This window comes from Kribbella sp. NPDC048928, from assembly GCF_043197975.1.
Classification (GTDB): domain Bacteria; phylum Actinomycetota; class Actinomycetes; order Propionibacteriales; family Kribbellaceae; genus Kribbella.
In genome coordinates, this window is record NZ_JBICUC010000012.1 from 82675 (window position 1) to 105748 (window position 23074).

A 23074-nucleotide genomic window follows, 5' to 3' on the forward strand; every position below is an offset into this window, starting at 1 on the left:
GACTTTGACTACGCTGCTCGAGGGAGTTGCCGCCGAGGTTTCAGGAGATGGGTCAGATGGTCGGGTCAGAGTCGCAGGGTGGAGTCGGGGCTGCAGTGCAGTTGCCGGTGTGGCCGCAGTCCGTGGTCACCGTGGTCGGTAATCCGCGAGCCGGTTCGCGGACGGCGGCCGCCGCGGCGTCGGTCGCCGAGCTGCTCGCCTCCGAGCTCGGTACGCCGTACCGGATCGACGAGCTGATCGACCTGGTGACGTTCGCCCCGGCGATCTTCCAGGGCGAACAGGCGGGTGCCGAGCCGCACGCAGCGCTGGAGAGTGCGATCGACCTGGTGTCGTCGGCATCGGTGATCGTGGTCGCGACGCCGGTCTACAAGGGCAGCTACACGGGCCTCCTGAAGAGCTTCCTGGACGTACTGCGTCCCGCCGCGCTGGCAGGCTCCGTGGTCATTCCGGTCACGATCTCCGCGGCGCCGAGCCACAAACTCCTGGCCGACCATCACCTCCGCCCGGTCCTCGCCGAGCTCGGCGCCACCGTCCCGGTCCCCGGCGTTATCCTCGAGGAACGCGACCTGGAGGACCTCCAGGTCGTCGTCTCCGGCTGGATCCGCGACCACGCGCCGACCGTCCAGGCAACCACCATCGCCCTCCAACCCGTAGCCGAACCAACCCCTGCGCGGTAGGCCGGCTGTCTGTCAGTCCGTGTACGTCGGCTGGGTCGGCGGCTGCCGGAGAGCCGCGGTGCCCGGAATGAGCGTAGAGGCGAAGGTGAGCACGGCCGCGGCGCCGGCGATGGCCAGGTAGATCCAGATCGGTCCGGTCGGGACGGCGCTGCCGGAGACCTTCGAGGAGAAGGGCATCAGGCAGGCGAACGCTACCAGGGTTCCGAGGGTGATGCCGGTCAGTGTGACCAGCGTGCTCTCGGTGGTCAGCATCCGCAGGACCTGAAAGCGCGTGGAGCCGGTCAACCGTTGCAGTGCGAACTCGCGGCGGCGGCGCAGTGTGGTCGACACGAGCGTGTTTACCACCGAGACCGCGGTGTACATGATCAGCATTCCGACGAGCATGTAGTTGACCCACGCCTGCGTCTGCAGGTCCTCGACGTTCGTGGCGACCAGGGCGCTGCGATCGGAGACCTGGACACTCGGGTGTGCCGCGGCGAGCTTCGCCAAACCTGGCTGTACGTCGGCGCCGGGCGCCGCGCGGACCAGGACCTGCTTCGTGAGCCCGTCCGTCGTGTGTGCTGCGACGAGTGCGGCCGGCAACATGATCGTCTCGTACCCGCGCTCGGCGGCGAACGTCGCAACCACGTGCAGCTTCACCGACGCGCCGTCGCCCAGCGTCATCGTGATGTCCGATCCGACGCCACGGCCCGTCTTGCTCGCCATGTACTCCGGGATCGCGGCCGTCATCCCGGTCAGGCCGGCCAGCGATCCGCCCGTCAGCCGTACCGGCGCCGTACCGTCGGCACCCTGCGCATCCACGCCGACCACCGGCGCGCCGTCCTCGTCGAACGGAGCGTTGCGCGGGTCGTCGACCGCTCCCATACTGCGGACGTACGCCGAGGCGCTCGCCACGCCGGGCAGCGCCCGGACCTGGTCGACGAGTGCGGGGGAGAGGCCGGCGTCCGACACCAGTACGGCGTCGGCTCGCAGGTCGCGGGTGAATGCCTCCGAGGACGCATGCACCTGCGTGGTCTGCATGTACAGGTTGGAGGTCGAGATGCCGACGGCAAGCATCACCGGTACGACGGCCGCCGACAGCGCGACCGAACGGGCCGAGAGGTTGCGGATCGCGAGCCGGCCGCTGACCCGGGTCAGGGCCTGCACCGGCCAGCGCCAGAACGCCAGCACGAGCTTCGTCCAGAACGGTCCGAGCAGCGCGACGCCGATCGCCCAGCACAGTACCGACGGGCCTGCGGTCGAGGCGGCGAGCGGTCCGCTCATCACCGTGGCGGTGACGATCAGCAACGCCAGTCCGCCGCCGAGGGCGATGAGCCCGAACAGCAAGCGGATCCAGCTGAACCACTTGCGCTGCAACGACGCCTCCATCAGCGCCTCGACCGGCCGGATCTTCGCCGACTTGCGCGCCGCGATCAGCGCCGCGCCGACGGCCGCGAGGATCCCGGCACCGGCACCGGCGACGAACGGGATCCAGCCCTGGGAGAACTGGATCACCGAAGACGCAACCCCGTGCGAGCCGAGTTGGTCGAACAGGAAACGGCCGAGGAAGATACCCGGCAGCAACCCGACGGCGACGGCCGGCAGACACACCAGCATCGTCTCGCCGAGGATCATCCGCCGGACCTGGCCCGGCGTCGTACCGATCCCGCGGAGCAACGCGAACTCGCGGTCGCGCTGCTGCGCGGCCAGTGCCAGCGTGGAGGCGACCACGAACATCATCGTCATCGTCGCGATCCCACCGAACGAGCCGGCGACCGCGATCAGTGCGGTCTTGTGCGACTCGGCGTCCGGGTGCTCGGCCAGGCCGCGGTCGATGCCCGCGCGGACGGTCAGGTTGCCGTCGATCGCCTGCAGTGCTTTCTGGACCACGTCCAGGTCGGTGCCGGGGGCAACTTGTACGCCGATGTCGGCATACCGGTCCGGATTCTTGACCAGACGCGCGGCGTCGCGGTCGTTGAAGAAGGCATGTCCGGCGGCGGCGGTGGCGATGCCGCTGACAGTGAAGGTTCGTGCCTCACCGTTGATCAGGAACGTCAGGCGCTGACCTACTTTGCCGCTCGAAACCACGACCTGGCCGGACCGCGGGGCGTGTCCGGTACTGAGGCGGTAAGGGGCAAGCGCGGCCGAGGACCAGTTGTGGCCCTCGGCAACGGACGGCGCCATCGCGGGGAAGGTGTAGTCGGGGGTTGCGGAGGTTACGCCTTTGGTGGAGCGGATCTTGGAGAGCAGATCGATCGGGACGCCGACGCGTTCTGGGAGTGGGGTTGCGTCTTCTTGGCCGGGGCGGAGGTGGGACTGTTTGCCGGTGACGACCAGGGAGGTCGCGGCCAGGCGCTGCGGCTCGACGTTCGAGCGGATGCCGGTCTCGAGCAGGCCACCACAGGCCATCACGATCGCCGTACCGAAGACGACCGCGACGAACGTGGCGATGAATCCGCTCTTGCGGTAGCGCAAGGTGCGGACGGCGAGGCGCATCATCCCGCCATCACCTGCAGGTTGGAGCGCGCGCCGAGGTGCGTCATCCGGTCCGCGACCTGCTCGGCGGTCGGAGCGCTCAGGCTGCCGGCCAGGACACCGTCGGCGAGGAAGACGACCTGGTCCGCGTACGACGCCGCGACCGGATCGTGCGTGACCATCACGACCGTCTGGCCCTGGGTCCGTACCGGCTCGCGAAGCAGTTCGAGTACGTCGGCAGCGGTCTGCGTGTCGAGCGCACCGGTCGGCTCGTCCGCGAAGATCACCGCGGGGCGGGCGACGAGCGCGCGGGCGATTGCGACCCGCTGCTGCTGGCCGCCGGACAGCTCGCCCGGGCGGTGCTTGTACCGGTCGCCGAGGCCGACGCGCTCCAGGACCTGACGTACGGCAGCCTTGTTCGGACGCCGGCCGTCGAGCTCCTGCGGCAGGCAGACGTTCTGCCAGACGGTCAGGGTGGGCAGCAGATTGAAGGACTGGAAGACGAACCCGATCCGCTCCCGGCGCAGCTCCGTCAGCTTGCGTTCGCTCAGCCCGGCCAGCGGCTGGCCGTCGATGTGCACGCTGCCGGACGTCGGGCGGTCGAGCCCCGCGGCGCAGTGCAGGAACGTGCTCTTGCCCGACCCGGACGGACCCATCACCGCGGTGAAGGTGCCCGGCGCGAACTTCATCGAGATCCCGTTCAGCGCGGTGACGGCGTTCCCGCCCCGGCCGTAGACCCGTCGTACCTCGTGCAGGACGACCGAGTACCCGGTCCCGTCGACTGCTTCCTGCCTGCGTTTCCTCATGCCGCCGACGCTACGGAGGAACGAGAGACCGCCCCAGGGTGCTGACCCGCCGACCGTGGTGGGTGAAACTCCACCCCCTACGGACGCAAGAGGGCGCGAAGGCCGGCCTTGTAGGTGGCGGGGGAGACGTCGCCGATCAGCAGGCGCTGCAGGACGAAGCCCGGGATCATCCCGAACATCACCGCCGCCACGTCCTCGGGCGGCACGTCCGCGTCGACCGTGCCGTCGGCCTGCGCGCGGCGGGCGATCTCCAGGAAGCCGTTGCGGAGCCCGCAGTACTTGCCGCGTGCGACCTCGCGGATCGCGTCGTTGCGCAGCGCCTCGGACCAGGCCTGAACCGCGACCCGGGTGACGTCGCCGCCGGGTCGCTGCGCGATCACCACCACGTGCTCGATGGTGGCCTCGAGCGCGGCCAGCGGGGTCAGCGGCTGCTCGGTGGCGAGGATCTTCTCGAAGAGTTCGTCGACGCTGCTGAGCGCGTCCTCCGCGATCGCGGCGACGATCTCCTCCTTGCTCCTGAAGTACCCGTAGACGGCGCCCGCGGACAGCCCGGACTCGCGGATCACGTCCGCCATCGTCGTCTTGTGGAATCCCTCGTCGATCACGCAGGTCCGCGCGGCCGCGACGATCTGCGCGCGGCGGGCGAGCCGGTGTTCCTCGGTGACCTTGGGCACTCCCGCAACATAAAACGAATGTCCGTTCTTGACAAGTCGGCGGCCCGTTGCCAGGCTCGGAACCGATAAAGAACGATCATTCGGTTTTAATGCCCGAGGGAGATCCCCATGACTACTGAGGCGCACGCGGCCGAGCGTCGCCGGCCGCCCCTGATCGCCGTGATCACGCTGCTGACCGCGGTGCTCACGGTGTTCCTGATCGCGTTCGCCTGGCCGTCCGCGCGCTCCGAACCGCGCGATCTCCCGATCGCCGTCTCCGGTCCGGCACCCGCGCTCGCGCAGGTCGAGGCGAGTCTCGACCAGGCGATTCCTGGTGGGTTCGACATCACCGCCGTCCCCGATCGGCAGGCGGCGGTCCAGCGGATCGAGGACCGGGACGCGTACGGGGCGATCGTGCTGGACGCTGCGCAACCCGAGGTGCTGACCGCATCTGCCGGCAGCCCGGCCGTGGCGCAGGTGCTGACCCAGTTGGCCGCTCGCATCCACCCGGACAGCCCGGCGAAGGTCACCGACATCGTGCCGCTGCCGAAGGACGATCCTCGCGGCGCCGGTCTGGCGGCGGGCGCGTTGCCGCTCGTTCTGGGCGGGATCATCGCGGCCGGTGCGTTGACCCAGCTCGTACGGGCGGGTGCGAAGCGGATGATCGGTGCGATCACCTTCGCCGCTACCGGTGGGCTCGCGCTGGCTGCCGTACTGCAGTACTGGCTGGGCTCGTTCGAGGGCAGCTACCTCGGCAACGCCGGGGTGATCGCGATGTCGATCGCCGCCATCAGTCTCACGCTGCTCGGTCTCGAGTGGTTGCTCGGTACGGCAGGCCTCGCGCTCGGCGGTGCGGTGATGATGCTGCTCGGCAACCCGCTCTCCGGGATGACCAGTGCCCCCGAGATGCTGCCGGGCGGCTGGAGCACGCTGGGGCAGTTCCTGCCACCAGGAGCAGCCGGTACGGCGTTGCGCTCCGTCAGCTTCTTCGACGGCGCGGGCGCCGCGCGGCCACTCGTCGTACTGGGCTGCTGGTTGCTCCTCGGACTACTGCTCTGCGGCGTCGGCGCACTGCGCGGCCGGGGGCGTGCAGTACCCGCCCGCCACGAGGCACGAGCGGTCGCAGCCTGACAAAGTGGGGGTATGGCAACGCGGTGACCGGATCGTTACGTTCCGGTCACCGCGTACCACGGCACGGCTTCGACAACGTTGTCTGTCAAGCATTGACTTAGGTCGAAGCGGACTCCTACGGTCACGGGAAAGCCCGCAGGTTTGGGCCGTGGTACCGGGATGACAACGATTGCCCCCGAAGGTGGACCGGATGATGGTTAGGAAACGTTTCAAGCTGGCGGCCGTGGCAAGCGCGCTGCTGCTGGCGGTCACGGCCTGCAGCCAAGGGTCGACGACCAAGCAGCCGGAAGCCGGCAGCTCGCAGAGCTCCGGTCCCGCGCACATCAAGATCGCGTACCAGCAGTGGGGTCCGGGCGTCGTGATGAAGACGTTCCTGGCCGGTGTGAAGTCCGAGTACGAGGCCGCGCACCCGGGATCCCAGGTCGAGATCGTTCCGGTCGTTGCGAGTGAGAACGACTACTACACCAAGATCCAGTTGATGATGCGGTCGCCGAACACCGCGCCGGACATCATCTACGAGGACACCTTCCTGATCAACTCCGACATCACCGCGGGGTACCTGAAGCCGCTCGACGACTACATCAAGGACTGGGACCAGTGGGGCCAGTTCGAGGACACCGCCAAGGGCGCGGCGCGCGGTCAGGACGGCAAGACGTACGGCGTCCCGGACGGCACCGACACCAGGGCACTCTGGTACAACAAGGACATCTTCAAGAAGGCCGGTCTGCCGGTCGACTGGCAGCCGAAGAGCTGGGACGACGTGCTGAGCGCCGCGCGCACCATCAAGCAGAAGGTGCCGGGCGTGACCCCGTTCAACATGTACTCCGGCAAGCCGATGGGCGAGGCCTCGGCCATGCAGGGCTTCGAGATGCTGCTCTACGGCACCAAGGACACCCTGTACAACTACGACCAGAAGAAGTGGGTCGTCGGCAGCCAGGGCTTCAAGGACTCGCTGAACTTTGTCAAGACCGTCTTCTCCGAGGGCCTGGCCCCGTCCCCGAAGGACGCGCTCAGCCCGAACATGGGCAGCAAGGTCGGCACCGAGCTGCTGCCGCAGGGCAAGCTCGCGATCGACCTGGACGGCTCCTGGATCTACAGCAACTGGCTGAAGTCCGGCGCCAAGCCGTGGCCGCAGTGGAGCCAGGTGCTCGGCCAGACCGCGATGCCGACCCAGGATGGTGGCGGCAAGGGCAAGGTCAGCCTCTCCGGCGGCTGGACCTGGGCGATCCCGGCCAAGTCGAAGAACGCCGACGCGGCCTGGGACTTCATCAAGACCCTGCAGACGCAGAAGAACGCGGCCAAGTACGCCACCGACGGCGCCCAGATCGCGGTCCGCAAGGACGTCGCCTCGGACGCCGCGTACAAGGCCTCCTCGGCGAGCACCAAGTTCTTCACCGACCTGGTCTCGGTGACCGTGTACCGCCCGGCGCTGCCGGAGTACCCGAAGGTCTCCAACGAGATCATCACCGCGATGGAGTCGGTGATGACCGGGCAGACCAAGCCCGACGACGCCGCCAAGAACTACGACCAGGCGGTCGAGGGTGTCGTCGGCGGCAAGGACAAGACGACGACGCAGAGCACCGGCCAGTAGTTCCCGGCCCGACGGAGGATTCTCCCCTGTGACGACGACTGTCGCGCCGACCGCGGCCGCGTCCGCTCGAAAGAGCGGCCGGCCGCGGGCGGCCAAACTGGTACGGATGCTGCCGCTCTCGCCGGCCATCGTACTGATGCTGGTCTTCCTGGCCGGCCCGATCATCTACTGCGTGTACGCCGCGTTCACGAACATGGCGCTCACCGGCACCGGTGCGGCGCACGTGAAGTTCATCGGCCTGGAGAACTTCCGGAAAGCCTTCAGCAGCAGCGCGTTCACGAACTCGATCTGGCTGACGCTGGTCTTCACGCTGATCTCCGCGATCATCGGGCAGAACACCCTCGGTCTCGGCCTGTCGCTGCTGATGCGGCGCTCCACCAAGGTGGTCCGCAACTTCGTCGGTACGTCCGTGATCGGCGCGTGGGTGCTGCCCGAGGTCGTCGCGGCGTACCTGCTGAGCGCGTTCTTCAACGACGACGGCACGCTGAACGTGATGCTGCACGCGGTCGGCCTGCCCGGCCAGGACTGGTTGTACGCGGCACCGATCATCGCGGTGTCGCTGGCCAACATCTGGCGCGGTACGGCGTTCTCGATGCTGGTGTACTCCGCGGCTCTGAGCGAGATCCCCAAGGAGATCGAGGAGTCCGCCGAGATGGACGGCGCGGGCGGCTGGCGGCGGCTGGCGTTCGTGACGCTGCCGATGATCACCCGCGCGATCATGACCAACCTGATGCTGATCACGCTGCAGACGCTGAGCGTGTTCGGCCTGATCTTCGCGATGACCCGCGGCGGCCCCGGAACCAAGAGCCAGACGCTGCCGCTGTACATGTACGAGCAGGCGTTCAGTTTCTCCCAGATCGGCTACGGCACAGCGATCGCCCTGGTGATGCTGGCCATCGGCGCGATCTTCTCGCTGATCTACCTGCGTGGCCTGAACACGGAGGCAGCATGATTGCGCGGGACCGGATGAGCAAGCTGGCGTCGAACCTGGTGCTGCTTGCCATCGGCATCCTTTTTGTCCTGCCGTTGCTGTGGGTGCTGTTCGCGTCGATCAACCGGACGGCGGGGCTGCGGGTCGAGTTCCCGACGCATCCGACACTCGGGAACTTCAAGGCGGTGCTGAACACCGACACCACGTACCGCCCGGTGCTGAACGGCATCATCCTGTGCGGTGGTGCCGCGCTGCTGACGATGGTGTGCGCGGTGCTCGCGGCGTACCCGCTGTCGAGGTTCCGGACCCGGTTCAACCGGCCGTTCCTGCTGACGGTGCTGTTCTGTACGGGGCTGCCGATCACCGCGGTGATGGTGCCGGTGTACGGGCTGTTCGTCCAGCTGAACCTGGTCGACACCATTGGTGGCACCATCATGTTCATGGCGACCAGCGCGCTGCCGTTCGCGATCTGGCTGACCAAGACGTTCATGGACGGCGTACCACTGTCGCTCGAGGAAGCTGCCTGGGTCGACGGCGCCGGCAACATGCGCGCACTGTGGGCGATCGTGCTGCCGCTGATGTGGCCGGGGATCGCGGTCGTGCTGATCTTCACGTTCATCGGCATGTGGGGCAACTTCTTCGTCCCGTTCATGCTGCTGCTCTCACCCGAACGGCTGCCGGCCTCCGTCAGCATCTTCACCTTCTTCGGCCAGTACGGCGAACCGAACTACGGCCAGCTGGCGGCGTACTCCCTCATCTACACCACCCCCGTACTCCTCCTCTACCTACTCCTCTCCCGCAAACTAGGCGGAGCCTTCGCCCTTGGCGGAGCCATCAAGGGCTAACCCCTCACCCCGCCCCCCACCGCCGGTGGTCGTCGTGCGTCGAGTCGTGAGAATTGGTCGGCGACACGCCCCACCCATCAACCACAATCCACGACTCAACCCCCACCCCCAGAACCATTCGCCACGACTCGACGCCACGGGTGGGCTGTTCCGGGCGGTCGAGGTGGTCGGATGATCCAGCGCCGTCGAGTCGTGAGAATTGGCGCCGAAACCTGACCACAATCCACGACTCGCCCCACCCAGAACCATTCGCCGCGACTCGGCGATCCACCAGCCCCGCGGGTACGTCGCCCGCCACCACCCGCTCGTACGTCGTGCTCTGGCCGGCTCCGTTCCGCCCGCCGGCCCTCGTCGTACGTGGTCGTGCGTTGAGTCGTGGGGTTTGGTTGGCGACACGCCGTGATGACGAACCGGAGTCCACGAGTCGGCGATCGCCCCCAGGACCATATGCCACGAGTCGGCGATTAGCCCGAGAACCATTCGGCACGAGTCGGCGATCGTGGTGGGGGCCGGTTGGCGCGACTCGGTGTTGGGGGGAGATGCGTCTGCCTCGGGGCGGGGCGGCGGCGGGTCAGCGGTGGGTGGTTCGGGGGGTTGGCGGGTTGGCGGTGGGTGGTTGCGGAGTGGGCGGCTCAGCGGTGGACGGTGGTTAGGGGGTGGGGTTGGTTGATTGCCAGGTGGTTAGTTTTTCGGGGAAGGGGGTGTTCCAGAGGGGGGTTGGGATGGCTTGGGTGTAGCGGGACAGGGCTGGTGGGGCCAGGGCCGGGGTGGTTCCGGGGGTGGCTTCTAGGGCTACGGCCAGGTTGATGGTGAAGGTGGCGAGGCGGGTCAGGCGGTCGTGGTCCGGGGTTGACTCAAGGTCTTTGAGTTGGGCCCGGAGTTGTTTGAGGGTGCGCAGCGCGGTGCGGTGATCGCCACGGCCGGGTGGGGTGTCTAGGTCGGCGGCCGGGATGCCGAGGAGCTCCGCGGCTTGGGCGGTGGCTTCGGGGGTGGGCTCGGCGGTGGGGGAGGACTTGCCGAACAGGCGCGGTTTGCCTAGGCGGTCGGCGATCTCGGCGAGGAGTACGTCCAGGGATTCGGTGACGTTCGCGACGGCGCGGTCGGCGGTTTTGCGGCGGTTGGTGTCCAGCGCGGTGACGCGGACGTGTTCGGCTTCGACTGCCGTACGGAGAGACTCCGGCCAGTCGTCGAGGCCGGTCAGCTTCTCCTGACGGGGCGCGGACGCGTTGAGGTCACTCGCATCCAGCGGCTTGCCGCCGACGCGGGCCGCCGTGATGTCTTCTTCGAGCTTCTTCTTGGGTCCCGGGACGATTGAGCTCACGTGTCCAGCCTACGCAGGTTCCAGACCGAGGGGACGGCGACGGTGACGAGGGTGATCGCGACGAACAGCGCGGCGCCCCACAGTTCGACAGTCCGGGCGCTGATCGCGACGGCGACGTACCCGACGCTGAGTTGGCCGACGGGGCCGGCGATGAACGAGCCGAGCATGTCGTACGAAGACACGCGCGACAGCTTGTCGATCGGTACGTGCTGACCGAGCGCGGTCTCCCAGCTGATCCCGAAGATGTCGAAGCCGACGCCGAGCAGGAACGCCCCGATCGCCATCGCCCACAGCTGTGGCAGAAGCGCCAGGCACAGCAGCACGGGTACGGTGAGCAGGATGCCGAGCATCCCGGTACGCAACGGGTAACGCGGTTTGAGCCGCAGCATGATGATGCCGCTGGCAACGAGTCCGGCTCCGAAGCAGGCGCTCACGACACCCCATCCGGTACGTCCGAAGGTGCGATCCGCGATCACCGGACCGAGCACCTGGTAGCAGGCCGTGTAGAGCAGGTTCAGCAGCCCGAACGCGAGCACGATCACCCATACCCACTGCCGGGACGCGAACTCGTGCCAGCCCTCGCGCAGGTCGGTCAGCACCGAACTCGCGGCCCGCTCGATCCGCGGGATCGACAGCCTGGACAGCAGGAACGCGCCGATCAGGAACGTCACGCCGTCCACCGCGAGCCCGATCCCGGGACCCGTCAGCCCGACGATCACACCGGCGACCGCGCCGCCGCCGATCATCGCGGACGAGCGCGCGAACCCGGCGATCGCGTTCGCCTGCGGGAGTTCGGCCCGGTCCACGATCGACGGCAGGATCCCGGTCATCGCGGGCATCACGAACGCCGACGCGATCCCGTTCACCGCCTCGATCGAGGCCAGTTGCCAGATGGTGGCGTGCCCGGTCAGGATCAGGGTCGCGGCCAGGCCCTGCGTGAGTCCGCTGACCGTGTTGGCGGTGACCAGGACAAGATGCCGTGGCAGCCGGTCGGCGATCACGCCGCCGAGCAGCAGGAACACGATGTTCGGGATGCTCCGCGCCGCGAGCACCGTCCCGACCGCGCTCGCCGAGTGCGCGACGTCCAGTACGGCGAACACCAGCGCGACCGGTGCGATCGACGATCCGAGGATCGAGATGAACCGCGCGGACACGAACACCCGCACGTCACGATGCCGCAGGACAGCCAGATCTTGCCGGAACCCCACCCCTGTACCCCTCCTTCGAGCCCGCCGAGCTTACTCGACACGAGTACCGGCCGAGCCTGCCCGAGGGTACGGTCGGTGATTGTGAGGCGGCGGATGGTGGGGGGCTTCTGGGCGGCGCGGGGCACCGTCGCGCTCGTGCTGCTCGTCGCCCTCCTGAGCGCGGCCGCGCTCGCCGTGGGGAAGTGGGAGCGACAGCTCGGGTACCAGAGCCCGTCCGTGCACCTCGTACTCGAGACCGTCAACGCGTGCGTCGCGTTGTTGCTCGCCTTTCTCGTCTACGGGCGGTTCCGGCGTTCCGAGACGCGGCAGGATCTCCTGCTGCTCCAAGGACTGGTGGTTCTCGGTACTGCGAACGCCTTGCTGAGCATCACGTTGATGAAGAACGAGCCCGTCGGCCCGCTCGGCAGTTGGCTTCCACCGAGCCTGCGGATCGCCGGTACGTTGCTGATCGCGCTGTCCGCCCTGATCCCGGATCGACCGACGCGCTACCGCGGCTGGCGGCACTGGGCGCTGGCGCCGGCCGTTGCCGGCATGCTCCTGGTCGGAGTTCTCCTGTACGTACGGAAGAACTCACTGCCCTCGGCCGCATCACCTACCTCCAGTGCGCTCCTGATCCCGCAGCTCCTGACGCTGGCCTGCTTCGCGGTGGCCGCGGTCGCGTTCACGCTGCAGGCGCGCAGCCGCGACGACGTACTGCTGCGCTGGCTCGGTCCCGCTTGCGCAGTCGGCGCGATCGCCCGTTTGAACTACCTGTTCTTCCCGCCCAGCAACGCGGACTGGCTGTACTCGGGTGACGTCCTGCGAACCGCGTCGTACGTCCTGCTGCTCATTGCTGCGGGTCGCGAGATCAGCCGGCACTGGGCGTTGCAGGCCGAGGCTGCCGTGGCCGAGGACAGGCGGCGGCTCGCGCGCGAGATGCACGACGGCGTACTGCAGGAGCTCGGCTACATCCGCTCTGAGATCTCCACGTTCGACGGCCCGGAGGTCGACAAGATCCTCGGCGCCAGCGACCGCGCGCTGGACGAGGCGCGACAGTTGCTCGAGGCCCTCGGCCGGTCCGACGACGAGCCGCTCGGTCTCGTACTGCACCGGGCGGTCGAGCAGTTGTCCCAGCGGTACGGGGTGACGCTCGACCTGGAGCTCGACGAGTCGATCGTGGTCGATCGCCCGCAACGGCACGCGCTGGTCCGGATCGCGCGGGAGGCGGTGCTGAACGCCGTACGGCATGGTGGTGTGGATCGCGTACGGGTCGAGCTGAGCCGGGACGGCGACGGGAGCCGGCTGCGGATCTCGGACGACGGGCCCGGATTCGACCCCGGGCGGCCGCAGACCGGGTTCGGGCTGATCAGCATGCGGGAGCGCGCGGAGGCGCTGCCAGGTACCTTCGTACTGACGACACAACCGGACGAGGGGACGACGGTCGTCGTCAGGTGGTGACAGCGGTGGTCGCAGCGCAGCGATGGTGACGGTGGTGGTTTCGTGACGGTGGTGTGGTGGTGACGGCGGGACCGCGGCGGGTGGTGATCGCGGACGACCATCCACAACTGCGGGCGCACATCCGGCAGGCCTTGGAGGCCGGCGGTTTCGAGGTCTGCGCCGAGGCGGCGAACGGTCCACAGGCCGTCCGGCTCGCCGGCGAACACCAGCCCGACGTCGTACTGCTCGACATCCACATGCCCGGCGGCGGGATCCGCGCCGCCGCGGAGGTCTCCCGGCTGCTGCCGGAGATCGCGATCGTGATGCTCACCGTGTCCCGCGACGACAACGACCTGTTCGACTCGCTGCGGGCCGGGGCCTCCGGCTATCTGCTGAAGGACACCGATCCTGGCCGGCTGCCAGAGGCGTTGCGCGGCGTGCTGTCCGGGGAGGCGGCGATCCCGCGGTCGCTGGTCGCCCGGATCCTGGAGGAGTTCCGGGAGCCGGGCCGCCGGCGCGCGGCCCGGCGCCCGAAGGCGGCCTTGCTCACCTCCCGCGAGTGGGAGGTGATGGGCCTGCTCGGTGACGGCCTGACGACCGACGAGGTGGCCAAGCGCTTGTTCCTCTCGCCGACCACGATCCGGGTGCACATCTCGTCGGTGCTGCGCAAGCTCCGGGTCAAGGACCGGCAGGCGGCCATCGACCTGCTCCGCGACGAAAGCTGAACCGATCGTGCGGCCGGTCCCCCCTCCTCACCGTCCGCACGATCGGTCCTGCCGGTGTTGCCTGCGCCGTGCTCGATCCCCCCTCGCCCACGGCCCATGCAGTCACCGTAGGTAGCGGCGCCCCGGAGATCCACCCCTTTGAGCGTTCAAATACCTAAACACCGTGCGGTCCGGCGGTTGTCCGTCGTTGTCACTGGGGGTGACCAGGGGATTGCCGCTACCTTGAGGTATTGGTCCCTCGATCTGCAGGAGGCTCCGTGAAGATCAACGACGTACTGCGCGGCAAAGGCAACCAGGTCGTCACCATCTCCCCAGAAGCCACTGTCACCGAACTGCTCTCCCTGCTGGCCGAACACAACATCGGTGCCGTGGTGGTCAGCGCGGACGGGTCGACGGTGTCCGGGATCGTGTCCGAGCGCGACATCGTGCGGCTCTGGAACGGTACGCCGGACGCGGGTGACGTACGGGTGAGCGCGATCATGACGCCCGAGGTGCACACCTGTGCGCCGGACGACCTGATCGACAACCTGATGCGGATGATGACCGACCGCCGGATCCGGCACGTGCCGGTCGTTGTCGAGGGCAACCTCGCCGGCCTGGTCAGCATCGGGGACGTGGTCAAGTCCCGGATCGGTGAGCTCGAGTTCGAGAAGGAGCAGCTCTCCAACTACATCTCCAGCTGACCAGGCGGCCGCGGTCGGTAGCAGCTACAGGTTGATCAGTTCGCCGAGGTCGAGGCCCTCGAGTTGCGGGCGTACGTCCTTGGCCTCACCGACGACGACCACGAGCAGGCCGTTGGCACCGACGTACCGACGGTAGGCCTCGGTCGCCTCGGCGGCGGTGGTGGCGGCGATGTTGGTCAGGTACGTGTCCGCGAAGTCGATCGGTACGCCGTTCGCGATGTTGCTGCCGACCTGCTGGGCGACGGAGTCCGCCTGCTCGTAGCGCAGCGGCGCGGTCCGGATCAGGCTGTCCTTCGCCTCCTGCACCTCCTGCTCGGTGAGGCCGTCGCGGGCCTCGAGCAGGATGCGTAGCGCGTCACCGATCGCGGCGCCGGTGACCTCGGTCCGGACGGCGCCGCCGAGGCTGAACGTGCCGCCCTTGCGGGGCGCCGCGAAGCTGGTCCGGGTGCCGTACGTGTAGCCCTTCTCCTCGCGCAGCACCGTGTCCACGCGGGAGGTGATGGTGCCGCCGACGACATGGTTCGCGACCGCGGCCGCACCCCACGCCGGGTCCCGCCGGTCGGGGCCGGCACAGCCGATCAGCAGCTGGCTCTGGACCGAGCCCGGCCGGTCGACCAGGACGATCCGGTTCCCGGTGACGTAGATCGGTTCGGGGGTTTCCAGAGCCGTACCGGCCGCGGAGGTCCAGCTGCCGAACGCCGAGTCGATGATGCCGGCCACGTCCACACCGGTCGCGTCGCCGGCGAACAGGATCTCCGCACGCTCCGGGCCGATGTTGTTCCGGTAGAAGTCGGCGACCTCGACGTTGGTCAGCGGCCGGATCGTGTCCGGCGTCCCCGCGGTCGGCCGGGACCGCCGCGTCGACGGGTCGAACAGGTGTCCCGCGAACGCCTCCCGCGCCCGGTAGCCGGCGTTCGCCCGCTCCTGGGTGATCTCGCCGAGCCGGATCGTGACGTGCCGCCCGACATCGACCTGGTTGAACGCGGGCCGCGTGATCGCCTCGGCGAGCAGCTCGACGGCCGGCGCGAGATGCGACACCGGCACCGAGATCTCGACGTGCAGCGCGTCCGAGCTGACGTCCACGCCGTACGCCGCGCCGTGCCGCTCCAGCGCGGCCGCGAACTCGTTCGCCGAGTGCAGCTCGGTGCCCTCGTCGAGGGTCCGGGACATGATCGTCGCGACGCCCTCGAGGGTGCGCGGCTCGGCGATCAGCTGCATCGCGATCGTCACCCGCACGGTGGCGACGTACTGGCCCGGGCGGTCGAAGACGTGCACCGGCGTACCGACGCGGGTCCTCGTGGTGACGGCGTCCGGGAACCTCCACGGACGCGGCGCACCGACCGGCGGTGGGGTGGTCAGAACCTGGTTCATGCCTGCTCTCCTGCCGTCTCGGTGCCCGCCTCAGTGACGGACTCGGTCCGGCGGTACGTCACCTGGACGCGCCCGTCCGCGCGGATCCACTTCTGCGCCGCTGCCTGCACCTGGTCGACCGTGACGGCCTGCACCTGGTCGATCCGGGTGTTGATCCGGTTCGGGTCGCCGAACAGCAGGGCGTGGTGCGAGATCTCGTCCGCGCGCCCGGCACACGAGGCCAACTGCTCGAGCCAGTCCCGCTCGGCCTGCGCCTGTACGGTGGCGAGCTCGTCCGCGGTCACGCCGTCGGTGGCGAGCTTCTCGATCTCCTCGAGCAGCGCGTCCTCGACCTGCTGCAGGTCGACGCCGTCCGACGCGATCCCGGTCAGCGTCCCGAACGAGACGCCGCCGATCAGCGGCAGTGCACCACCGGACACCGACTGCGCGATCTGCTCGTCGCGGACCAGGCGCCGGTTCAGCCGGCCGCTCTGGCCGGCGGCGAGGATGTCGAGGGCGAGGCCGGCCGCGTCGAGCTCCGGCGTGCCGTCGACCGGCAGCCGGAACATCATCGTGATCAGGTCGGACGGTACGTCAGAGGTGACGTCGTCACGCTGCACGCCGGTCATCGGGCCGATCGTGCCGTCCGGCGCGGGCGGTGGCGTAGGGATCGCAGGCAGATGGCCGAAGTACCGCTTGGCGGCGTCGAAGGCGTCGTCGGTCGACACATCACCGACGATCGTCAGGACCGCGTTGTTCGGGCCGTAGTACTTGCGGAAGAACGCGTGCACGTCCTCCACCGAGGCCGCGTCCAGGTCGGCCATCGAGCCGATCGTCATGTGCGCGTACGGGTGGTCGGAGGGGAAGGCGAGCCGTACGAGCCGTTCGTACGAGTCGCCGTACGGGCGGTTGTCGTAGCTCTGCCGCTTCTCCTCCTTCACCACGTCGCGCTGGTTGTCCAGGTTCTCCTGGTTGACCGCGTCGAGCAGGTAGCCCATCCGGTCCGCCTCGAGCCAGAGCGCGAGGTCCAGACCGCCGCCGGGCAGCGACTCGAAGTAGTTCGTCCGGTCGAAGAAGGTGCTCGCGTTCAGGCTCGCGCCGGCCGTCTCCAGCAGGCTGAAGTGCTGACCGGAGGCGACGTTGCGCGACCCCTGGAACATCAGGTGCTCGAAGAGGTGCGCGAACCCGGTCAGGCCCGGTGGCTCATGGCGCGACCCGACGTCGTACCAGAGGTTGACGGCGACGATCGGGACGGCACGGTCCGAGCTGACGACGACCCGCAGGCCGTTGTCGAGCGTCTGCTCCGCGATGGGGTACGTCAAGGGCATACCGGCCACCATACGTGGTCGGTAAACCCGGTCACTCGAGGCGTTTCAGGACCTCGTCGTGCAGGCGGCCGTTGGTTGCGACGGCGTTCGGGCCGTTCGGGCCGGGGGCCCCCTCGACCGAGGTGAACTTGCCGCCGGCCTCGTCGACGATGATCGCCAGCGCGGCCATGTCGTACAGGTTCAGCTCGGGCTCCGCGGCGATGTCGACCGCGCCCTCGGCGACGAGCATGTACGACCAGAAGTCGCCGTACGCACGCGTCCGCCAGACCGACTCCATCAGGTCGGCCCACTGGTTCTTCTTGCCGATCTTCTCCCAGCCCTTGAGCGAGGCGTACGACAGTGAGGCGTCCTCGACCTTGCTCACGTCGGAGACCCGGCACGGCTGCGAGGAGTGCAGCGCGCGGCCGGTCCAGGCGCCGTCCCCGTACGAGGCCCACCAGCGCTTCCCGAGCGCGGGCGCGGAGACCACGCCGACGACGACCTGGTCCTCGATCATCAGGCTGATGAGCGTCGCCCAGACCGGGACGCCGCGGATGTAGTTCTTGGTGCCGTCGATCGGGTCCACGACCCAGCGCCGGATGCCCCAGCCGGTGGTGCCTTCTTCCTCGCCCACGAACGCGTCCCGCGGCCGGGCCCGGGCGAGCGTCTTGCGCATCACGTCCTCGACCTTCTTGTCCGACTCGCTCACCGGGGTGAGGTCGGGCTTGGTGGCCACGTGCAGGTCAAGCGCCTTGTAGCGGTCCATCGTGGTCGAGTCCGCGTCGTCGGCCAGGATGTGGGCGAGCCGCAGGTCATCCGTGTGCGAAGGCATGCCGGAAGGCTAGCCTGAACCGTCCGGGATCGGGCTGGGTGCCCGCGGATGAGTTGCGGATCGGTTACGGCGCAGATTGAACCAAATCGGGTTGTTGAACGTGCCACTAGTGTCTGACCACGTCCTGACCACCGCCGGGAGGCGTCAATGTTCGAGCGCTTCGGGGACCTGCCACTGCACGTACTGGTGATCCATCTGACCGTCGTGCTGTTGCCGGTGGCCGCGCTGACCGTGATCCTGTTCGCGGTGGTGCCGCGCTGGCGGCACGTGCTGCGCTGGCCGGCCCTGGTGCTCGGTGCCGGAACGGTGGTCTGTGCGTTCGTCGCGAAGGAGAGCGGCGAGGCGTTCGTGAACGCGGTGCCGACGCTGGCGAAGGCCGTCGCGCTGCATCAGTCGCGCGGCAATCTGCTGTTCTGGTACTGCCTGATTTTCGCGATCGTTGCCGTGGCCGCCTTTCTGCTCCTCGGTCGTACGGGGGACAAGGCAACGAAGAGCCGGCCGCTCGAGCTGCTGACCCAGGCCGCGGTCGTCGTGATCGGCGTGCTGGTGCTCTGGCAGACCGTGCGCACCGGCGACGCCGGCGCCAAGGCGGTCTGGGAGGGCCAGCTTCCGCCGAAGTAGGCGCCCGCCGGCTAGCTGCTGGAGTTACGGCTGGCGAGGAGCCGGCGGAAGGACGCGACGCGGTCGGCGTCGGCGCGGCCGGCTGCGACCGCCTCGTCCAGTGCGCAGTCCGGAGCGTCCTCGGTGTGTGTGCAGCCGCGCGGGCAGTCCTCAGCGAGCTCGGCGAGGTCCGGGAACGCGTGGATCAGCTTGTCCGGGTCCACATGCGCGAGGCCGAACGAGCGGATGCCCGGGGTGTCGATGATCCAGCCGCCGTCGGGCAGCCGCAGGACGAGCGTGTTGGTCGACGTGTGGCGTCCGCGGCCGGTGACCTCGTTGACGACGCCGATCGCCCGGTCCGCGCCCGGGATGAGGCCGTTGACGAGCGTGGACTTGCCGACCCCGGAGTGACCGACGAGCACGCTCGTCCGGTCGTCGAGCTGTTCGCGGAGGGCGGTCAGGTCGCCGCCTTGCCGGGTCGCCACCGACTCGACGCCGAGCGGGCGGTAGATCGAGAGCAAGGGATCCGGGTCGGCCAGATCGGTCTTCGTGAGACAGAGCAGTGGTCGCATGCCGGCGTCGTACGCCGCGACCAGGAAGCGGTCGATCAGCCCGGTCCGCGGCTCCGGGTTCGCGACCGCGACGACGATCACGAGCTGGTCCGCGTTCGCGACCAGGGGGCGCTCGACCGGATCGTCGTCGTCGGCGGAGCGGCGCAGCAACGTCGTCCGCGGGAGCACCTCGACGATCCGGGCCAGGCTGCCCTCGTCGCCGGTCGCATTGCCGTCGAGCTTGACCCGGTCGCCGACGATCACGCCGGTCCGGCCGAGCTGCCGCGCCTTCATCGCGGTCACCTCGCGACCACCGTCGGAGTCCTCGACCCAGCAGGCGTACCGCCCGCGGTCGCGGGTGAAGACGAACCCGATCTCGGCGTCGTCGTACGAGGGACGGTCCTTGGTCCGCGGCCGGGTGCGGCGCTTGGGCCGGTCGAACTTGGCCTCCTCGTCGTACCGCGACATCAGCCGACGAGCCCCGACCAGAGCTCGGGGAATTCGGGCAAGGTCTTCGCCGTGGTCCCGATGTTCTCGATCGCGATCCCGTCGACGAGCAGGCCGAGTACGGCCGCGGTGTGCGCCATCCGGTGATCGCCGTAGGTGTGGAAAAGCCCGCTGTGCAAGGGTTTCGGGCGGATCGCGAGGCCGTCCTCGAGCTGGGTGACGTCGCCGCCGAGCGCGTTGAACTCGGTCTCGAGCGCCGCCAGCCGGTCGGTCTCGTGATTGCGCAGGTGCGCGATTCCGCGCAGGTACGACGGTCCGTCGGCGAAGGCAGCGACCGCCGCGATCACCGGGGACAGCTCGCCCACCTCGCTGAGGTCGAGGTCGCAGCCCTGCACCCGCCCGCTGCCGCGCACGGTCAGGCCGTCGTCGGTCAAGGTCACCTCGGCGCCGAACCGGGTGAAGATCTCCGGCAGTTGACCGCCGGGCTGTGTGGTCTGCGCCGGCCAACCCGTCACCGTGACGGAGCCACCGGTGACGACGGCCGCGGCCAGGAACGGCGCGGCGTTCGACAGGTCCGGCTCGATCGCGGTGTCCAGCGCCCGAATGGTGCCGGGGGCAACGACCCAGCGGTTCGGCTCGGCGTCGTCGACCTGGACGCCGCGCTCGCGCAGCATCGCGACCGACATGTCCAGGTGCGGCTGCGACGGGACCGGCTTGCCGTCGTGCCGGATGTCCACGCCCTCGTCGTACCGGGCGCCGGCCAGCAGCAGCGCCGACACGAACTGGCTCGACCCGGACGCGTCCAGCGTCACCTTGCCGCCGCGGACCGAGCCTGTGCCGGAGACGGCGTACGGCATCCGGCCGGTGCCGCCGTCGTCGATCTGTACGCCGAGCGCACGCAGCGCGCCGAGGATGACGCCCATCGGCCGCTCGCGCGCGTACTCGTCGCCGTCGAACGCGATCACGCCGTCAGCGAGCGCGGCGACCGGCGGCACGAACCGCATCACGGTGCCGGCCAGGCCGCAGTCGACGGCCGCGGGGCCCTTGAGCGAGCCAGGGGTAACGGTCACGGTCGAACCGCTCTCCGTGATCCCGGTGCCCAGCGAGACCAGCGCGGACCGCATCAGGGCGGTGTCGCGGGCCGCGAGCAGGCCGGTCAGGTGCGACGGGCCGTCGGCGAGGGCGGCGAGGATGAGGGCCCGGTTGCTGATCGATTTCGACCCGGGCACCGTGACCCGCCCGGTGACCGCACCCGTTGCGCGCGGCGCCGGCCAGCCCTGATCCTCGCTCATACCACTCCTTAGGCTCGTCATCTCGAGCCTGAGCCTATCGCTACTGGACCTTCCAGCCCTGTGGCAGCAGCAGCGAGAGGTACTGCGGGGAGTTGTTCAGCACCGGCGCCGGCAAGGTCTTCGGGTACGAGTAGTTCACCACCTGGATGCCGGGCGCCGGGATCGCGGCGTCGTTGTTGTGCGCCGGTGCACCGATGCCCTTCTCGAACGTCGCGACCGGCAGCAGGGTCTTGGCGTCCAGGTAGTACACGGCGTGGATGCCGACGCCGAGCGGGAACGGGTTCGACCACGGCCACGTCACCGGGTCCTCGCCGGCATCGCGGAACGCCCACATCGAGATCGCCGTACCGCCGTAGCTCTCGTTGGCGAGGACGATCGGCTTGAAGTCGACGACCTCCCGGACGTACGTACGGCCGTTGGCCTTGAGTAGCGTCGGCTTGGCCGGGTTCACGTACCCGTCGTAGCTGCGCAGCTTCGCCAGGACCGTGTCGGCCTGGCCCGGGGTCAGGCTGCTCGCGAACAGGCTGTCCCCGGTGTTGAAGGTCTGCTTCTTGTAGCACTCCGGGCTGTCGAACGGGACGACCTGCCACTTCTTCAGGATGTGGTTCCAGCTGTAGCTCTTCCCGCCCTTGCAGATCGCGCTGATCGGCTCGTCGTCGTCCGGCCGGGCGCGAGAGGTGGTGGCGAAGTAGTACTTGTCGGTCTTGTGGTCGATGACCGAGTCGGTGATCAACCAGTCGCTCCGGTTCAGGAACTTCTGCGCGGTGCTGAAGTACGACAGCTTCAACCGCTCCAGCGGCTGGGTCATCTGGCGCTTCGCCGTGGCCTCGAAGAACGTCGCCGGGTCGACCTCGGCCAGCGTCTGCGCCGTCACCGGCTGGCCGGGTTCGATCGTCTTCCCATGCGGCGCCGCGGCGACATCGTCGTTCCTCTTCGACACCGCCCGCCAGCCGAAGATCCCCGCCGGCACCGCTATCACGACCAGCACCGAAACAACCACCACCCAAATCACCCCCCGACGCTTCCGCGGCGGCGGAGGAGGGGGTGGCAGCTGCGACACCGGCTGCCAAGAGCGACCGTCCCACCACCACTGACCATCATCGCTGTACGTCGGCACTGTGCAAGGTTAGAACTGATCTAGCTCAGTTCTGCGCCCGGCCCACCGACTTTAGATACGTCACTTATGTAACGCTCCGTGTTCTGGATCCGATAGTCAGACCGGGTATTCCATGGAGGGGAGAAGCACCATGCGTAAGTACAGCGGGGTCGCTCGGGCGGCGGTTCTGGGGGTCGCGGCGGTTGCCACGGTCGTGAGTCTGAGTGGAGGCGCGTCGGCGGCTCCGTCGGCGTACGCGCCGTTGCCGTTGCCGGCGAACTCGGTCGGCACCAAGCAGCTCCAGGTCGGCGCGGTCGACACGTTCAGGATCAAGGACAAGTCGATCGGCGGCTGGGACGTCCTCGACAACACCCTGCCGTGGTCGAAGATGGGCTCAGACTTCCGGGCCAACATCAACAAGACGATCAACACCGCGAGCGCCGCCAAGTCCGCGGCCGACGCGGCGGCGGCCAAGGCGAAGGCCGCCGACACCAAGGCGCAGGCGGCCCTGGACGCCGTCAACAACCTGCCGCAGGCGCCGTCGTACCAGAAGAACTGGGGAGAGATCTTCCGGAACACGATCGGCAACGCCCGCGCGGAACTGGGTACGTCGTCGTCCGGCGAAGGCCTGAACTTCAGCGTCCCGACCGCGGCGGACGCGATCATGTGGGGCAACGAGGCCGACTTCGCGGGGAAGCCTGTCGCGCCGCTCACCAAGGTCGGGTACGAGGTGTTCCAGACCGGGGAGAACTCGGCGATCGCCGGCAACATGCCCTCGATCAAGTTCGAGCTGAACCCGGACATCACCGGGGTCACCTACACCACCCTGGTCTACTCGCCGGACAACTCGGCCTCGAACAAGTGGACGAAGATCGACGCGGCCGGCGACACCGGCAAGCACTGGGGCTTCACCGGTACGTACTTCAACACCGGCACGGACCGGTGCGGCCTGAACGGCGCCCGCTGCACTCTGACCGATGCACTGGCGGTCCTGGGCAAGGACGCCAATTTCCTCTCGGCCGGTGTGGGCAAGGGTCGCGACAACGCCTGGCACGGCGCGATCCGCTCGCTGACCATCAACGGTGACACCTACACCTTCACCGCCGGCGGCGTCCGGAAGGGCTGACCGCCCAACTGCGGACGGTGGCCCCAGGTAGC

General features: G+C 68.7%; 21 protein-coding genes. 10 read left to right on the plus strand and 11 right to left on the minus strand.

All coding sequences use genetic code 11. From position 1 onward, the window contains the following. Window positions 1-56 precede the first annotated feature (56 nt). A complete protein-coding gene (locus ACGFI6_RS38680) occupies window positions 57-677 on the plus strand; it encodes an NADPH-dependent FMN reductase (RefSeq protein ID WP_393127635.1) in 621 nt (206 codons plus the stop codon). 12 nt (window positions 678-689) lie between these two features. Here ACGFI6_RS38680 and ACGFI6_RS38685 read toward each other — a convergent pair whose 3' ends face one another. The 3 genes from ACGFI6_RS38685 to ACGFI6_RS38695 form a co-directional block, all read right to left on the minus strand. Further along, window positions 690-3155, minus strand: coding sequence for an ABC transporter permease (locus ACGFI6_RS38685; RefSeq protein WP_393127636.1), 2466 nt, complete (start codon window positions 3153-3155; stop codon window positions 690-692). Beyond that, on the minus strand, window positions 3152-3937 hold the full coding sequence (locus tag ACGFI6_RS38690) for an ABC transporter ATP-binding protein (protein ID WP_393127638.1): 786 nt from the start codon (window positions 3935-3937) through the stop codon (window positions 3152-3154). Before ACGFI6_RS38690 ends, ACGFI6_RS38685 begins: the two co-directional genes overlap by 4 nt. A 77-nt stretch (window positions 3938-4014) precedes the next feature. Beyond that, window positions 4015-4611: a TetR/AcrR family transcriptional regulator gene (locus tag ACGFI6_RS38695; protein WP_393127639.1), complete on the minus strand. Its 597-nt coding sequence runs from the start codon at window positions 4609-4611 to the stop codon at window positions 4015-4017. Between the two features lie 108 nt (window positions 4612-4719). On the opposite strand from ACGFI6_RS38695, the gene ACGFI6_RS38700 reads away from it, so the two are divergent. The 4 genes from ACGFI6_RS38700 (at window position 4720) to ACGFI6_RS38715 (ending at window position 9088) form a co-directional block, all read left to right on the plus strand. Further along, window positions 4720-5721 (plus strand): hypothetical protein, encoded by a 1002-nt coding sequence (locus ACGFI6_RS38700; RefSeq protein WP_393127640.1) that lies wholly within the window; start codon window positions 4720-4722, stop codon window positions 5719-5721. A 190-nt stretch (window positions 5722-5911) separates the two neighbouring features. Continuing rightward, window positions 5912-7312: an extracellular solute-binding protein gene (locus ACGFI6_RS38705; protein ID WP_393127641.1), complete on the plus strand. Its 1401-nt coding sequence runs from the start codon at window positions 5912-5914 to the stop codon at window positions 7310-7312. A gap of 28 nt (window positions 7313-7340) precedes the next feature. Further along, a complete protein-coding gene (locus tag ACGFI6_RS38710) occupies window positions 7341-8264 on the plus strand; it encodes a carbohydrate ABC transporter permease (protein ID WP_393127642.1) in 924 nt (307 codons plus the stop codon). Further along, on the plus strand, window positions 8261-9088 hold the full coding sequence (locus ACGFI6_RS38715; protein ID WP_393127643.1) for a carbohydrate ABC transporter permease: 828 nt from the start codon (window positions 8261-8263) through the stop codon (window positions 9086-9088). The genes ACGFI6_RS38710 and ACGFI6_RS38715 overlap by 4 nt, the downstream gene beginning before the upstream one ends. Window positions 9089-9737: 649 nt before the next feature. Here the strand turns inward: ACGFI6_RS38715 and ACGFI6_RS38720 are convergent. Next, window positions 9738-10409, minus strand: a complete 672-nt coding sequence (locus ACGFI6_RS38720) for a hypothetical protein (protein ID WP_393127644.1) — start codon at window positions 10407-10409, stop codon at window positions 9738-9740. Continuing rightward, window positions 10406-11617 carry an MFS transporter gene (locus ACGFI6_RS38725; protein ID WP_393127645.1) on the minus strand — a complete coding sequence of 404 codons (1212 nt, stop codon included), beginning with the start codon at window positions 11615-11617 and terminating at the stop codon, window positions 10406-10408. Before ACGFI6_RS38725 ends, ACGFI6_RS38720 begins: the two co-directional genes overlap by 4 nt. Before the next feature lie 75 nt (window positions 11618-11692). Here ACGFI6_RS38725 and ACGFI6_RS38730 point away from each other — a divergent pair, with 75 nt between their 5' ends. The 3 genes from ACGFI6_RS38730 to ACGFI6_RS38740 all read left to right on the plus strand — a co-directional run bounded on the left by ACGFI6_RS38730 (window position 11693) and on the right by ACGFI6_RS38740 (window position 14441). Next, a complete protein-coding gene (locus ACGFI6_RS38730) occupies window positions 11693-13054 on the plus strand; it encodes a sensor histidine kinase (RefSeq protein ID WP_393127646.1) in 1362 nt (453 codons plus the stop codon). 59 nt (window positions 13055-13113) lie between these two features. Continuing rightward, on the plus strand, window positions 13114-13758 hold the full coding sequence (locus ACGFI6_RS38735; RefSeq protein WP_393127648.1) for a response regulator: 645 nt from the start codon (window positions 13114-13116) through the stop codon (window positions 13756-13758). A gap of 257 nt (window positions 13759-14015) precedes the next feature. Next, complete coding sequence (locus tag ACGFI6_RS38740; protein ID WP_393127649.1) at window positions 14016-14441, plus strand: CBS domain-containing protein; 426 nt, start codon at window positions 14016-14018, stop codon at window positions 14439-14441. 24 nt (window positions 14442-14465) lie between these two features. On the opposite strand, the gene ACGFI6_RS38745 is transcribed toward ACGFI6_RS38740, so the two are convergent. The 3 genes from ACGFI6_RS38745 to hisN are packed head-to-tail and all read right to left on the minus strand — an operon-like array spanning window position 14466 to window position 17930. After that, window positions 14466-15812: a M16 family metallopeptidase gene (locus ACGFI6_RS38745; protein ID WP_393127651.1), complete on the minus strand. Its 1347-nt coding sequence runs from the start codon at window positions 15810-15812 to the stop codon at window positions 14466-14468. Beyond that, the gene (locus ACGFI6_RS38750) at window positions 15809-17119 is read right to left on the minus strand and encodes a M16 family metallopeptidase (RefSeq protein WP_393127652.1); all 1311 of its coding nucleotides are present in this window, start codon (window positions 17117-17119) and stop codon (window positions 15809-15811) included. The genes ACGFI6_RS38745 and ACGFI6_RS38750 overlap by 4 nt, the downstream gene beginning before the upstream one ends. 31 nt (window positions 17120-17150) lie before the next feature. After that, entirely contained in the window at window positions 17151-17930 is a 780-nt protein-coding gene (gene hisN, locus ACGFI6_RS38755; RefSeq protein WP_393127653.1) for a histidinol-phosphatase, read from the minus strand. Window positions 17931-18077: 147 nt separating this feature from the next. Between hisN and ACGFI6_RS38760 the strand changes: the two genes are divergently transcribed. Further along, a complete protein-coding gene (locus tag ACGFI6_RS38760) occupies window positions 18078-18551 on the plus strand; it encodes a DUF2231 domain-containing protein (protein ID WP_393127654.1) in 474 nt (157 codons plus the stop codon). Window positions 18552-18562: 11 nt separating this feature from the next. Here ACGFI6_RS38760 and rsgA read toward each other — a convergent pair whose 3' ends face one another. The 3 genes from rsgA to ACGFI6_RS38775 are packed head-to-tail and all read right to left on the minus strand — an operon-like array spanning window position 18563 to window position 21823. Continuing rightward, window positions 18563-19549, minus strand: coding sequence for a ribosome small subunit-dependent GTPase A (rsgA, locus tag ACGFI6_RS38765; RefSeq protein WP_393127656.1), 987 nt, complete (start codon window positions 19547-19549; stop codon window positions 18563-18565). Beyond that, entirely contained in the window at window positions 19549-20820 is a 1272-nt protein-coding gene (gene aroA / locus ACGFI6_RS38770; RefSeq protein WP_393127657.1) for a 3-phosphoshikimate 1-carboxyvinyltransferase, read from the minus strand. Before aroA ends, rsgA begins: the two co-directional genes overlap by 1 nt. 40 nt (window positions 20821-20860) lie before the next feature. Further along, on the minus strand, window positions 20861-21823 hold the full coding sequence (locus ACGFI6_RS38775; protein ID WP_393127659.1) for a hypothetical protein: 963 nt from the start codon (window positions 21821-21823) through the stop codon (window positions 20861-20863). A 244-nt stretch (window positions 21824-22067) separates the two neighbouring features. Here ACGFI6_RS38775 and ACGFI6_RS38780 point away from each other — a divergent pair, with 244 nt between their 5' ends. Next, a complete protein-coding gene (locus ACGFI6_RS38780) occupies window positions 22068-23042 on the plus strand; it encodes a hypothetical protein (protein WP_393127660.1) in 975 nt (324 codons plus the stop codon). The last annotated feature ends 32 nt before the right edge of the window (window positions 23043-23074 follow it).